At 58.2% G+C, this 12,642-nt stretch carries 15 protein-coding genes; 12 read left to right on the top strand and 3 right to left on the bottom strand.

Features of this window, described 5'->3' with window-relative positions:
* Window positions 1-29: 29 nt before the first annotated feature.
* From CFT65_RS09190 to flhB, 12 genes are all read left to right on the top strand, one after another.
* Window positions 30-335, top strand: a complete 306-nt coding sequence (locus tag CFT65_RS09190) for an STAS domain-containing protein (RefSeq protein ID WP_088827736.1) — start codon at window positions 30-32, stop codon at window positions 333-335.
* Window positions 336-359: 24 nt separating this feature from the next.
* A complete protein-coding gene (locus tag CFT65_RS09195; RefSeq protein WP_088827737.1) occupies window positions 360-2,117 on the top strand; it encodes a PP2C family protein-serine/threonine phosphatase in 1,758 nt (585 codons plus the stop codon).
* Window positions 2,110-2,457 carry an Hpt domain-containing protein gene (locus CFT65_RS09200; RefSeq protein ID WP_088827738.1) on the top strand — a complete coding sequence of 116 codons (348 nt, stop codon included), beginning with the start codon at window positions 2,110-2,112 and terminating at the stop codon, window positions 2,455-2,457. Before CFT65_RS09195 ends, CFT65_RS09200 begins: the two co-directional genes overlap by 8 nt.
* A 153-nt stretch (window positions 2,458-2,610) precedes the next feature.
* Window positions 2,611-3,804, top strand: coding sequence for a flagellar hook-length control protein FliK (locus CFT65_RS09205; protein WP_088827739.1), 1,194 nt, complete (start codon window positions 2,611-2,613; stop codon window positions 3,802-3,804).
* A gap of 165 nt (window positions 3,805-3,969) precedes the next feature.
* Window positions 3,970-4,479, top strand: coding sequence for a flagellar basal body-associated FliL family protein (locus CFT65_RS09210; RefSeq protein WP_088827740.1), 510 nt, complete (start codon window positions 3,970-3,972; stop codon window positions 4,477-4,479).
* Window positions 4,480-4,515: 36 nt separating this feature from the next.
* A complete protein-coding gene (fliM, locus tag CFT65_RS09215; protein ID WP_088827741.1) occupies window positions 4,516-5,514 on the top strand; it encodes a flagellar motor switch protein FliM in 999 nt (332 codons plus the stop codon).
* Entirely contained in the window at window positions 5,507-5,998 is a 492-nt protein-coding gene (gene fliN / locus CFT65_RS09220) for a flagellar motor switch protein FliN (RefSeq protein WP_088827742.1), read from the top strand. Before fliM ends, fliN begins: the two co-directional genes overlap by 8 nt.
* Window position 5,999: 1 nt before the next feature.
* The gene (fliO, locus tag CFT65_RS09225; RefSeq protein WP_088827743.1) at window positions 6,000-6,449 is read left to right on the top strand and encodes a flagellar biosynthetic protein FliO; all 450 of its coding nucleotides are present in this window, start codon (window positions 6,000-6,002) and stop codon (window positions 6,447-6,449) included.
* A 4-nt stretch (window positions 6,450-6,453) separates the two neighbouring features.
* The gene (gene fliP / locus CFT65_RS09230; RefSeq protein WP_088827744.1) at window positions 6,454-7,230 is read left to right on the top strand and encodes a flagellar type III secretion system pore protein FliP; all 777 of its coding nucleotides are present in this window, start codon (window positions 6,454-6,456) and stop codon (window positions 7,228-7,230) included.
* Window positions 7,231-7,238: 8 nt separating this feature from the next.
* The gene (gene fliQ / locus CFT65_RS09235) at window positions 7,239-7,508 is read left to right on the top strand and encodes a flagellar biosynthesis protein FliQ (protein WP_008173075.1); all 270 of its coding nucleotides are present in this window, start codon (window positions 7,239-7,241) and stop codon (window positions 7,506-7,508) included.
* 3 nt (window positions 7,509-7,511) lie between these two features.
* A complete protein-coding gene (fliR, locus tag CFT65_RS09240) occupies window positions 7,512-8,297 on the top strand; it encodes a flagellar biosynthetic protein FliR (protein WP_088827745.1) in 786 nt (261 codons plus the stop codon).
* Between the two features lie 6 nt (window positions 8,298-8,303).
* Complete coding sequence (gene flhB / locus CFT65_RS09245) at window positions 8,304-9,440, top strand: flagellar biosynthesis protein FlhB (RefSeq protein ID WP_088827746.1); 1,137 nt, start codon at window positions 8,304-8,306, stop codon at window positions 9,438-9,440.
* Between the two features lie 398 nt (window positions 9,441-9,838).
* Here flhB and CFT65_RS09250 read toward each other — a convergent pair whose 3' ends face one another.
* The 3 genes from CFT65_RS09250 to upp are packed head-to-tail and all read right to left on the bottom strand — an operon-like array spanning window position 9,839 to window position 12,571.
* The gene (locus tag CFT65_RS09250; protein ID WP_088827747.1) at window positions 9,839-10,693 is read right to left on the bottom strand and encodes a class I SAM-dependent methyltransferase; all 855 of its coding nucleotides are present in this window, start codon (window positions 10,691-10,693) and stop codon (window positions 9,839-9,841) included.
* Window positions 10,674-11,930: a uracil-xanthine permease family protein gene (locus tag CFT65_RS09255; RefSeq protein ID WP_088827748.1), complete on the bottom strand. Its 1,257-nt coding sequence runs from the start codon at window positions 11,928-11,930 to the stop codon at window positions 10,674-10,676. The genes CFT65_RS09250 and CFT65_RS09255 overlap by 20 nt, the downstream gene beginning before the upstream one ends.
* Before the next feature lie 2 nt (window positions 11,931-11,932).
* A complete protein-coding gene (gene upp, locus CFT65_RS09260) occupies window positions 11,933-12,571 on the bottom strand; it encodes a uracil phosphoribosyltransferase (RefSeq protein WP_008173081.1) in 639 nt (212 codons plus the stop codon).
* Window positions 12,572-12,642: the final 71 nt, after the last annotated feature.

A 12,642-nucleotide genomic window follows, 5' to 3' on the forward strand; every position in this document is an offset into this window, starting at 1 on the left:
GCTGCTCTTGCTACCCTGGGAGGTTGAGGATGCCGATTCAGACGCGCCGCGATGATGACGGTCAGACCCTTGTGATCAGGATAGAGGGGCGTTTCGATTTCAGCACTCATCAGGCATTCCGGGATGCCTACGAGCACGGTGATCCGGACGTCCGGAACTACATTGTGGACCTGTCGGACACCACCTATCTGGACAGCTCGGCCCTGGGTATGCTGTTGTTGCTCCGGGATTACGCCGGGGGTGACAGCGCCCGCATTGTGATAGAAAACTGCAACAATGATGTCCGGCGGATTCTTTCCATCTCCAATTTCGAGCAATTGTTCAACATCCGCTGATCTTCGCGGACTGCCGGAGTAGTCATGGATGATTCCGTCGCAGAACACAACAGGCCTCTCAGAATACTCATTGCTGACGATTCAGACAGCGACCGTCTTATCCTCAAAACACTCCTGAAACGCCTCGGGCACGAGGTTCTGGACGTCGCTAACGGACTGGATGCAGTCTCGATATTCCAGCGGGAGGCGCCGGATCTGGTTCTGCTCGATGCCCTTATGCCGATCATGGACGGGATGGAAGCGGCCCGTCAGATCAAGTTTCTGGCTGGCGAGCGGCTGGTCCCGCTGATCTTCCTGACCTCCCTTTCTGAAGCTGGCGCGCTGGCCCGTTGCCTGGAGGCAGGTGGTGATGACTTTCTGGGCAAGCCTTATAACCGGACTATCATCGAAGCCAAGATAAAGGCGTTCAACCGGATGCGGCTGATGCATCAGACCCTGTCGGATCAGCGGGATCTGATCCGGGAGCGGAATCGTCAGCTGACCGAAGAGCAGGAAATCGCCAAGCGGGTATTCGACAACGTTGCCCACTCAGGTTGCCTGGACGCCACCAACATCCGTTATCACGCCTCGCCCCAGTCTATTTTCAATGGCGATGTGCTGTTCGCCTCGCCACGGCCCGCAGGCGGGATGCTGATCTTCATGGGGGATTTCACCGGCCATGGCCTGCCGGCTGCCATTGGTGCCATGCCTGTGGCCGAGATCTTCTACGGCATGGCCAACAAGGGCTTTAACGGCCAGGACGTGTTGCGCGAGATTAACCAGAAACTCAAACGTATTCTGCCGAGCGGCATGTTCTGCTGTGGCGCCATGATCGAGGCGGATTTCAAGCTCAATCAGGTTCAGATCTGGAACGGTGGTCTTCCGGATGGCTGGCTAATCCGGCCCTCAGGGGAACACCTGGCATTGCCATCGAGGCACTTGCCACTCGGTATACTCTCGCCTGACCGGTTCAATGCCGATTTCGAGAGAGTCGGAGCTGGTCCGGGTGATCGGGTGTTGATGATGACCGACGGCTTTCTGGAATCTGCCGACAGCGCCGGCAACGTCTTTGGCGAGCGGGGAGTCACTGAAACGCTTGATCAACTGGATGTCGGTGACCACCCTTTCGACGCCATGATGGCCGCGGTTCACCAGTTTACAGGCAACTTTGAAGATGGTGACGATTTGACGCTTTGCTGTCTGGAAATGATGGACGAGGCGGGTCTGGCTACCCTGCCAGATCATGCCGCACCGTCAGCTCTAGCCGGGCCGGCGGAATGGCGCTGCACCTATGAAATTCGGGAAAGGACCCTTGGCGAGTTCAGTCCCCTGCCTCTTTTGCTTCATATCTGCATGGAGGTGCCGGGCCTTCGACGGAAGAGCGGCGAAATCTATACCTTGCTGGCGGAACTCTACAACAACGCATTGGAGCACGGCGTTCTCGAGCTGCCGTCAGAATGGAAACATTCACCGGAGGGGTTTGGCCGCTATTACGCCGAGCGTAATCGGCGCCTGGCCAACGTGCAGGGGCATTACATCCGGTTTACCCTCCATCATTCCCTGAAACCGGATGGCGGTCGGCTTCGTGTTGTTTGCGAGGACAGTGGTCAGGGATTTGATTTCCAGAATCATCCCAGTGTAGACCCTGGCCATTCCCCGGCGGTGATAGGGCGTTATGCAGGGCGGGGCCTGCTTCTGTTGAAACGTCTGGCTGAGACCATCAGGTTTCATGAACAGGGTAATCATGTTGAAATTGTCTATGATTGGCAGTTCGCCCGTACAGCGGAGAATCGAGATGACTGATAAACCACACCTGGACGAGGAGGCACTGGCTGAGCTTCGAGACGTTATGGAGGACGAATTCGAAGTGCTGATACAGACCTATCTGGCAGATTCCCGGGACAGGATCCGGGCGTTGCGGGAGGCCCTGAGGGCAGAAGATAGTGACGCATTTGCCAGGACAGCCCACAGTTTCAAGGGCAGTTGCATCAATATCGGCGCTCCCAGGCTTGGTGAGCTCTGTCTGAAGGCCGAGATGGCCGGCAAAGAGTTCCGGCTGGAAGATGCGCCCGGTTTGCTGGAAGAGATCGACCGGGAATTCGAGCAGGTGATTGAGCGCCTCGATGGATTGGTGGTTCGATAGTTTTGTCACCTCCGGGCCTTTTGCCAGGCAGACCCGATGTGCTCTGGCATCACAATTGCTTTGTCTTACCCATTGAGTGGATTAACCGCCCATGCACCGGCCATGTCCGGCAAGGTGAGGGCGACAATGCGATAAAAGCGGCAAGAGGTTGCCATGGCCCAGATGGTTCTCCCCCAAACCCCCGCGCCCGGGACGCAGAAAGATCCCGGCCAGTCCAAATCCGGTACCAGCCGGGATCCGGCTGACAGAAAAAACGATTTCGAATCCGTCTCGCAGGCGGAGCAAAAGCGGCTGGATCGCCAGAAGGCAGACCGAAACGCCGAGGCCAGATCTACTGATGAATCCCGGTCTGCCCAGGACACTTCTTCAGATACGAAAACGGAAGCAAACGCTAACGCTGACGGAAAGGTCGGCGAGAAAGCCGATGCAGCCACTGATGCTGGGCCTCGTGGCGTCGGTGAGAGCGCTGTTGCCGGTGACGGTGACTCAGAACCGACGGCGCTTCCGCTCACCTTTTTAGAGTTGCAGTCCTGGCTGAACCCACAAGCCGGGCGTACCGGTGAGACAGCCTCTTCAACAATGTTACCGGGTGCCGGCGTCAACGCCGCGGCGGGTGGTTCAGGCCAAACTAATAATGCCGTTGCCGGGTTGTTCAGTGGCCTTCTCTCAGCTGCCCCCGGGCAGACAGCTTCGGCCGCATCCAGCGGTGTCGCCGCTGACAACACACTGACAGACGCCATGAAAGCCTCAGTGATCACCGACACGGGCCGCAATGCGGATTCCGGCTCGCTGATCAGCTCTGGTCGCTTCCAGTCGGCCATGGACCTCCTGTCCCAACAAGCTTCCAATAATGCCAATGGAGCGGCGAAACTGGTGGCCGAGAACGCAGCACCCCTGCGAGGTTATGCAACTTCCATTGATGTGCCGGTTGGCCACGCAGAGTGGGGCGACAAACTGGTGGGCAAGCTCAGCTGGCTGACTGCCCGCAACATGTCGGTTGCAGAAATCCACCTGACACCGCCGGATATGGGGCCTATGGAGGTGAAGGTGCGGGTGCAGAACGAGCAGGCGAACATCACTGTACATTCCGCGAATCCGGTGGTCCGGGATCAGTTGGAACTCCACTCCCACCGGCTTCGTGACATGCTGGGTGAACAGGGGCTGTCACTGGCCGGCTTCGATGTTTCTGATTCTCCCCGGCAGCAGACCGGTGAACAGGGAGCCGGAGACGGTAATGGCTCAGGTGCAGATTCGACGTCGCTGGCCGCTGGCGAGCAGGACGATGAAAGCGTCAGCTCTGGCAGCCTTGATCTGAGCTGGAAAGGCGAAGTAGACATCTTCGCCTGATACCCTCCGAATTTCTCTTTCAATCTCTTTTGCCCATCCTTCCCGGCAACGCTAAACTGCTGTTCTGAACGGGAAGGTTGGGTGTTCTGGCCCGCCCTTTGCATCCAAATCTGAAAAGTCACGGAAAAACGCTCCCTCTGACGGATTTCTGGCAAATCAAAGACTATGGCTGAAAATAACGAATCTGAAGCGGCTCCCGCCAAAAAAGGGAAACTGAAGCTGATCATCATGCTGGTGGTGGTGGTTATCCTGGCGATTGTGCTGTCTGTGGTGGGCACCCTGTGGTTTTTGGGTGACGGTTTGCCGGGCATGGGGGATGACGATGGCGAGATGGCGGAAACCGCAGAGGAAACATTTGTACCCAGCAGCTACCACTTGATAGACAAGGCTGTGGTAACCACCGTTCAGGCGGAAGGCCGCCAGCGGTATGCCCAGATCTACCTGGCGCTTGAGTCCACAGATCAACAGGCACTGGATGCGGCCAAGCTGCATATGCCTCTGATTCGAAGCCAGTTGGTAACGGTTCTCGGGAGCAGCGATTTCAATGAACTGCAGACGCCTGAGGGGCGGAGCGGGCTGGCCGACCGGATGCTGGTCACGGTGAATCAGGTGCTGGAGCAAGAAGGCGAGCCCGCCATCAAACGGGTGTTATTCAGAAATTTTGTCGTGCAATAGCGCACGGGCCACGGTACTTCAGGGGCAGGACTACGTATGCAGGACTTGTTGTCACAGGATGAAATCGATGCCCTCCTCCACGGGGTGGATGACGGTGACATTGATACCTATGAAGAGACTGATGATACCGGCATAAAGTCCTACGACCTTGCCAGCCAGGACCGCATCGTCCGGGGCCGGATGCCGACCCTGGAAATGATCAACGAGCGGTTTGCCCGCTATACCCGTATCAGTCTGTTTAACCTGATGCGTCGCAATGCCGATGTCTCCACCGGTGGCGTGCAGATCATGAAGTTTGGCGAGTACATCCATACCCTGTACGTGCCGACCAGTCTCAATCTTTGCAAAGTCCGCCCGTTGCGAGGCACTTCGCTGTTCGTACTGGATGCCAAGCTGGTCTTCAAGCTGGTGGACAATTTCTTCGGTGGGGAGGGGCGGCACGCAAAGATCGAGGGTCGTGAATTCACCCCGACTGAAACCCGGATTGTCCAGATGGTTCTGGATCAAGTGTTCCATGACATGAAGGAAGCCTGGCATGCGGTACTCAAGGTAGATTTCGAGTACCTGAGCTCGGAGGTCAACCCGGCCATGGCCAATATCGTCAGTCCCAGTGAGGTGGTCGTGGTCAGCACCTTCCACATCGAACTTGACGGCGGTGGTGGCGAACTGCATTTTGCCTTGCCCTATTCCATGATTGAGCCCATCCGCGACGTGCTTGATGCCGGGGTACAAAGTGATATTGACGATGTTGACGAGCGTTGGGTGAACGCGCTTCAGGAAGACATCAAAGAGGTAAACGTACCTATCAACACCACGGTCTGTCGCCGTCGGATATCGTTGCGGGACATTGCCAAGATGAAAGCCGGCGACATCATCCCGGTGGAGGTTCCCGAGTATCTGACTGTCACTGCCAACGGAATCCCGATCTATAAAGCAACGTTGGGGACCCGTGACGGAAAACTGGCACTGCGCATTCATGAACGGGCATCAGTGCCCAAGGTAAAGAAACAACTGAAGGTGGGACGTAATGGCTGACGACGACAAGAAAGACGAGCAGGAGCTCAGCGAAGACGAGAAGCTGGCTGCCGAGTGGGAAGCCGCCATGGAAGAGTCCGGTGACGAGGGCGAACGCGAGGACGAGTGGGCCGCTGCGATGGCAGAAGCCGGCGAGACCGGTGAGGCTGAGGAGGACGTTCAGGCTGCCCCCATGGAGGAATTTGATACCGGAAGCGAACCAGCACAGGGTGGTGGCCCGGCTCCGGATATCGACGTTATCCTCGACATACCGGTCACGATTTCAATGGAAGTAGGCAACACCCAGATCCCGATACGGAATCTGCTGCAGCTTAACCAGGGCTCGGTTATCGAGCTTGACCGGTTGGCGGGTGAACCTCTGGACGTGCTGGTAAACGGTACCCTGATCGCCCATGGTGAAGTGGTCATGGTGAACGAGAAGTTCGGCATCCGCCTTACCGACGTGATCAGCCCGGGCGAACGCATCAAGCGGTTACAGAAGTAACATGTGGCCCAAACTGACTGCGGCCCTGACGCTGCTTGTGATCAATCCAGCCGTTGCTCAGGAAGCGGCAAAGACGGCCGCGCCTGATTCCCCGGTGCGGGCCCCGGACACCCTCGGTACGATTGTCAGCCTTGGACTGGGTCTGGTGGCCGTGGTTGCCGTGATCTATGGCTGCGCCTGGATCATTCGCCGGATGAACGGCATGACCGGCATGAACAACAACGCCATCAAGGTGGTGTCGGTGATGGCTATCGGTGCCCGGGAGCGCATTGCCCTGATTGAGGTCGGCGGCCAGCAGATTCTGCTGGGCATTACCCCATCGGCGATCCGGACCCTGCATGTGTTTGAAGAGCCGGTTGTCGAGGCCGGCAGTGCCGGTTCCAGTGATTTTGCCCGCCGTCTGCAGGGCATGATCGGCAAATCCTGGACCTCCCCGACAAGGAACGACTAGGCCCATGCTTGCCGCAACCATCAAGCGAGTGCTTCCATCCCTGATCGTATTGGCCGGCCTGGTCTGGGCACCTTTGGCCCTGGCGCAAGAACCCTCCGGCATACCCGGTATACCGGCGTTTACCGTGACCCCCGGAGAAGGCGGGGGCGCTCAGGAATATTCGGTAACCCTGCAAATCCTGGCGCTGATGACAGCGCTGACTTTCCTGCCGGCCATGCTCATGATGATGACGTCGTTTACCCGCATCATCGTTGTGTTTGCCATCCTTCGTCAGGCGATTGGCCTTCAATCCACGCCATCAAACCAGATTCTGCTGGGGCTGGCGCTATTTCTCAGCATCTTTATCATGAAACCGGTGCTGGAGGAGGCCAACAGGGTCGCGCTGCAACCTTACATGCAAGAAGAGGTGACCTCCCTGGAGGCCGTCGAGCTGGCCAGCCAGCCGTTCCGGAAATTCATGCTGGAACAGACCCGTGAGAGTGATCTGGCCCTGTTCATGCGAATCTCGGATACACAGTACGATACCCCGCAGGACGTGTCCTTCTGGATACTGATGCCTGCATTCGTGACCAGTGAGCTCAAAACCGCGTTCCAGATCGGGTTTATCCTGTTCATCCCATTCCTGATTATCGACATGGTGGTGGCCAGTGTTCTTATGGCCATGGGTATGATGATGCTGTCGCCGATCATCATCTCCCTGCCGTTCAAGATCATGCTGTTTGTGCTGGTGGACGGGTGGGCCCTGATCATGGGCACCCTCGCTGCCAGTTACGGAGTATAGGAGGCCTCATGACTCCGGAAACCGTTATCGACATCCTGCGCGAAGCCCTGTGGATGATTGTGCTTCTTGCCTCGATCATCATTGGCCCGGGGCTGGTGATCGGTCTGGTGGTCAGTACCTTCCAGGCGGCAACGCAGATCAATGAACAGACCCTGAGCTTCCTGCCTCGTCTGTTGGTCACGCTGATCGTTATCATCGTCTGGGGGCCCTGGATGCTGACGCAGCTGCTGGATCACGCCAACAGGCTGTTCGGCAATATTCCTTACCTGATCGGCTGACGGATGATACCGGCGGAAATCAGCGCGGACGTTATCGGCCAATGGGTTGGCCAGCACCTCTGGCCACTGTTCCGCCTGGCCAGCTTCCTGATGGTGATCCCCATATTCGGCACCCAGCTGGTGCCCGCACGGGTCCGCCTGGGGCTGGCCTTGCTGATGACCATCCTTATCGCGCCCATGATTCCGCCCGTACCTCAGGTGGAAGCGCTGAGCGCTGATGCCGTGGTCATCACCCTTCAGCAGATCCTCATCGGTGTCGGTATGGGCTTCGCACTTACCGCGCTCTGGCAGTTGTTCGTTATTGCCGGTCAAATGATCGCCATGCAGATGGGTTTGGGCTTTGCGTCGATGGTCGATCCGGCCAACGGTGTAAACGTCCCCGTGCTGTCCCAGATCTACACCATCACCATCACCCTGCTGTTCCTGGCCATGAACGGCCACTTGGTCGCCTTTGAAGTCTTTATCGAAAGCTTCCGCACCCTGCCCATCGGCATGGAAGGTCTCGGCCAGACCGGCGTCTGGGAACTGGCCCACCGAATCAGCTGGATGTTTGCCTCCGCGATGCTCCTGGCATTGCCGGCGGTTACGGCCGTGCTGATCGTCAACATCGCCTTCGGCGTCATGACCCGTGCTGCACCCCAGATGAACATCTTCGCACTCGGTTTCCCGATTGGCCTGATTTTTGGATTGTTTGCCATATGGGTGCTGCACGCCAATTTTCTGCCGCACTTTGATCAGTACACTCGAGAGACCTTTGATTTCATGCGTGGACTGCAGGGGCAACCGTAAAGATTCATGGCCGAAGAAGACGACAACAGTCAGGAAAAAACGGAAGAGGCCACACCCCGAAGGCTCGAAAAAGCCAAGGAGGATGGCCAGACTGCGCGCTCCAAGGAGCTGGCCACCATGGCTGTGCTCCTGGCCGGCGCCGGCGGCATGCTCGTGTTTGGCGCCAGCCTCGGTGCGTCGATGGAAGCCATCATGCGCGACAGCTTCGTGATCGAGCGCTCCGCCATCTTCGATATGCGCCACATGAGCGTCCAGCTCATCGAATCGGCCAAGGAAGCCGCCTGGGCTTTATCGCCCATACTTTTACTGCTGCTGATTGCCGCCATCTTCGGCTCTATCGGCATCGGAGGCCTGCTGATCAGCGGGAAAGCCGTGGCTCCCAAGCTTAATCGCATGGATCCGTTCAAGGGGTTGGGCCGCATGTTCTCCCTGCGTTCCCTGATCGAACTGGTCAAGGCCATCGCTAAGGTAGGCCTGGTCATGGTTCTGGCCATTCTCATCCTCGATCTGCGCACCGAAGACCTTCTGTCAATCGCCGAGGAGCCAGTAGTGCCGGCTATGGAACACGTGCTCTGGACCATCGCCTGGAGTTTCTTTCTGCTGTCCTGCGCCACCATCATCATCGCGGCGATCGACGTGCCTTTCCAGATTTACGATCACCAGAAAAAGCTGCGCATGACGAAGCAGGAAGTGAAAGACGAGTACAAGGACACCGAGGGCAAGCCGGAGGTCAAAGGCAAAATTCGCCAGCTCCAGCGCGAAATGGCCCAGCGCCGCATGATGCAGGATGTACCTACTGCTGACGTAGTGATCACCAACCCGACCCACTATGCGGTGGCGTTGAAGTACGATCAGAAGGCGATGGGCGCGCCGATAGTAGTGGCCAAGGGTGCCGATGAGGTTGCCTTCAAGATCATGGAAATCGCGAGGGAGAACAAGGTCGAGATCCTGAGAACGCCTCCGCTGACCCGGGCGGTCTATCACAACACCGACATCGGCGAGGAGATTCCCGATGGCCTGTACATGGCCATTGCCCAGGTGCTCGCCTATGTGTTCCAGCTCCGGCAGTTCCGCAAGGGGCGTGGGCCGAAGCCTGGTATGCCGGAGTTCCCGATTCCTTCGGATTTGCGGCGCGACGTTTAGTTCGGAGTTGGGTTTCTGTAAGTAGCCTGCGGGTTTGGGGGCTGGCGGATTGGCGGGTGGGCCTCCCAAAAACCGCTACGAGCACATCCATGTGCGCTTGGTGTCGGCCATCCTTGGCCGCCGACATTTTTGGGAGGCCCACCCGCCAAGCCGCTTCCAGACCATTCGATATCGCATCAACAACCTACGCTTCTAAGCCGACATGATTAGTCGTTAAAAAAAGCGATTCTGGGCGTTATCTGAGTCGTTGGACAAGTGGTGGTGGCAGGCCTTTCCAGGACTGGCTGTGGCCATGGATGGCCACAGCCAAGCGCACATGGATGTGCTCGTAGCGTGTCCTGGAAAGGCCTGCCACCACCACGCATCCCCCAAAACTAGCAGGCTGCAATTCCAGAAAGTCAGCAACCAGCTTCAATAACCCGAACCATCGGCTCCCCGCGGCTTTCGGGGATGGGCAGAATCCCGTACCAGGATCGGGGATCGTGCACTGTGGCTGAGGCAAACCCGCAGGACAGGAAATGCTCCCGTGCCTGGGCGTCGGTCTGGAAGTGGAACGATACCTCGCTGCGGGTAACGGCCCCGAGGACACCACCAAGTGCTTTGAGGGTAGTGTTCAGCAATGGCTGGCGGGGTTGGTAATAGCTCTCGGAAAGGTAGACCGAACCCGGGCGTCTGGCCATGGCGGCGGCCAGTTGGCGCCAGAACTCGGTGATGGTTTCCAGTGAAAAGTAGCTGGTCAGGCCTTCGGTGATGATGATCACCGGCTCGGAGTTCGCGAATACCCGGTCGATCACTTTTTCCAGTTGGTATTCACCGTGGTCCGCGAGGATGTCGATGGGTGTGACCTGATGGTGGTCGCCCAGTCTGCCGGTCGCCATCAGGCGCAGTGCCTTGCGGGCGGCCATGTCCGGCAGGTCGGCTTCGACCATGTGGAGCAGGGGGTGTTTCTGGCGTAAACGGATGCCCCGGGGCGACATGCCGCAGGCGATCTCCAGAACCTGGGTGATGCCCTTGTTGCGGATTGCCTGGTCAATCAGGTGGTCGATGATCAGATGTCTTTGCAGCAGGAATGTGCGGATGTTGCCGCCGATGGCCGCCTGACTGGCGGCTTCGAAGGGGGTCATCAGGCGGTAGAGCCAGCGGCCTTTTTCGGTGGCCAGGGTGTGGTCGGAAAGCCCGTGCCGGTGCCAGACGGCACCGGTATACAGGGCAGTGAAGCTAATGCCGGAGCTGTCAGTCGGCTTTCTGCTCATAAACGGCCTTGCCCCACGCCTCGTGGCTGCCGGGTAGCAACAGGTTGAGGATAATGGCGGCTACCGCGCACAGCGCGATGCCTTCCAGATTGCCCAGAACCATACCGCCAATACCGAATACCAGGGTGACACCCACGATAACCAGGTTGCGAGACTGTGACAGATCCACCTGATGGCGGATCAGTGTGTTCAGGCCAACCACGGCAATGGAGCCGAACAGCAGGCACAGGATGCCGCCCATGACAGGGACCGGGATGGTTTGCAGAGCGGCACCGAACTTGCCGACGAAAGCCAGAACGATGGCGATACAGGCCGCCCACCACATGACCTTCGGGTTGAAGTTCTTGGTCAGCATCACGGCGCCGGTGACTTCCGAGTAGGTGGTGTTGGGCGGTCCGCCAAGCAGGGACGCGGCGCTGGTGGCCAGGCCGTCACCCAGCAGCGTGCGGTGCAGGCCCGGCTTTTCCAGGTAGTTCTTGCGGGTCACGTTTCCGATGGCCAGTACGTCGCCGATGTGCTCGATGGCCGGGGCAATGGCTACCGGAATCATGAACAGTACGGCGCCCCAGCTGAAGGCCGGCGCAACAAAGTCGGGGACGGCAAACCAGGCGGCTTCCTGAATCGGGGTGGTATCCACGATGCCGGCAAAAGCGGACAGGATATAGCCGGTGATGACGCCGAACATGATCGGAATCAGCCGGAAGATTCCCTTTGACCAGACCGACATGATGATGGTTACGGCCAGAGAGATCATGGCGATCCAGATGGCTGTGTCGTAGGGGATCAGTTGGGTGGCGCCGTCACCGGTGCGTCCTGAGGCCATATGAACGGCAACAGGCGCCAGGCCGAGACCGATCGTCATAATCACCGGGCCGATCACGACTGGCGGCAGAAGGCGGCGGACAAAACCGGTGCCCCGCAGGCGTACTAATCCACTCAGGAGAATATAGAGAATACCCGCTGCCATCAGGCCGCCGAGGGTTTCTTCCATTCCAAACCGGCCTTTAGAGGCGATAACCGGTGCGATGAAGGCGAAGGACGACGCCAGGAAAATCGGGATCTGGCCGCCTGTCACCACGTGAAAGATCAGGGTGCCCAGGCCGGCGGTGAACAGGGCCACGTTCGGATCCAGCCCGGTAATCAAAGGCATCAGAACCAGCGCGCCGAAGGCCACCAGCAGCATCTGGGAGCCGGCAATGGCCTGTTTCCAGACCGGGTCGTTGGTATGGTCCCGCATGCTTAAACGTCCTTCTGCTTAGTGCCGAAGATCTTGTCGCCGGCATCGCCGAGACCCGGAAGGATATAGCCTTTGTCGTTGAGGCGCTCATCAACAGAGGCGGTGTAGATGGACACATCAGGATGTTTCTCGAGCACCTTTTCAACACCTTCAGGTGCTGCGACCAGAACCAGAGCACGGATCTCGGTGCTGCCCGCCTTCTTGAGCAGGTCGATGGTGGAGATCATGGAGCCGCCGGTGGCTAGCATCGGGTCGACAATCATGGCCATGCGCTGATCCAGTTCTCCCACCAGTTTTTCCAGGTAGGTGCTGGCCTCCAGGGTTTCCTCGTTACGGATCTGGCCAACAACGCTTACCCGGGCCACCGGGATCAGGCTGAGCACACCATCAAGCATGCCAAGACCGGCTCTCAGGATCGGAACGATGGTGACTTTCTTGCCGTGAATCTGTTCCACATTAACGGGACCGGCCCAGCCTTCGATGGTCTTTTCCTGCAGGTTGAAGTCCTTGGTGGCCTCGTAGGTCAGGAGTGCACCAACTTCCTGTGCCAGCTCCCTGAAATTCTTGGTGCTGATGTCCGCACGGCGCATGATGCCGAGCTTGTGGCGGATCAGAGGGTGTTTTACCTCGTGGATTGGCATGGGGTCACCTGTGTGTCTGATTGGAGTTTTAGCGTCGCGATCAAATGGCGCAAGGATACCGCATCTGGCAA

The sequence above is a fragment of the Marinobacter sp. es.048 genome, from assembly GCF_900188435.1.
Taxonomy (GTDB): Bacteria; Pseudomonadota; Gammaproteobacteria; order Pseudomonadales; family Oleiphilaceae; genus Marinobacter.

Coding starts and splice junctions, on each gene's coding strand:
- upp (WP_008173081.1), bottom strand. CDS start 12,571: ATGCCAATCCACGAGGTAAAACACCCTCTGATCCGCCACAAGCTCGGC.
- CFT65_RS09210 (WP_088827740.1), top strand. CDS start 3,970: ATGGCTGAAAATAACGAATCTGAAGCGGCTCCCGCCAAAAAAGGGAAA.
- CFT65_RS09255 (WP_088827748.1), bottom strand. CDS start 11,930: ATGCGGGACCATACCAACGACCCGGTCTGGAAACAGGCCATTGCCGGC.
- CFT65_RS09205 (WP_088827739.1), top strand. CDS start 2,611: ATGGCCCAGATGGTTCTCCCCCAAACCCCCGCGCCCGGGACGCAGAAA.
- fliQ (WP_008173075.1), top strand. CDS start 7,239: ATGACTCCGGAAACCGTTATCGACATCCTGCGCGAAGCCCTGTGGATG.
- CFT65_RS09195 (WP_088827737.1), top strand. CDS start 360: ATGGATGATTCCGTCGCAGAACACAACAGGCCTCTCAGAATACTCATT.
- fliM (WP_088827741.1), top strand. CDS start 4,516: ATGCAGGACTTGTTGTCACAGGATGAAATCGATGCCCTCCTCCACGGG.
- fliR (WP_088827745.1), top strand. CDS start 7,512: ATGATACCGGCGGAAATCAGCGCGGACGTTATCGGCCAATGGGTTGGC.
- CFT65_RS09250 (WP_088827747.1), bottom strand. CDS start 10,693: ATGAGCAGAAAGCCGACTGACAGCTCCGGCATTAGCTTCACTGCCCTG.
- fliP (WP_088827744.1), top strand. CDS start 6,454: ATGCTTGCCGCAACCATCAAGCGAGTGCTTCCATCCCTGATCGTATTG.
- flhB (WP_088827746.1), top strand. CDS start 8,304: ATGGCCGAAGAAGACGACAACAGTCAGGAAAAAACGGAAGAGGCCACA.
- CFT65_RS09190 (WP_088827736.1), top strand. CDS start 30: ATGCCGATTCAGACGCGCCGCGATGATGACGGTCAGACCCTTGTGATC.
- fliO (WP_088827743.1), top strand. CDS start 6,000: ATGTGGCCCAAACTGACTGCGGCCCTGACGCTGCTTGTGATCAATCCA.
- CFT65_RS09200 (WP_088827738.1), top strand. CDS start 2,110: ATGACTGATAAACCACACCTGGACGAGGAGGCACTGGCTGAGCTTCGA.
- fliN (WP_088827742.1), top strand. CDS start 5,507: ATGGCTGACGACGACAAGAAAGACGAGCAGGAGCTCAGCGAAGACGAG.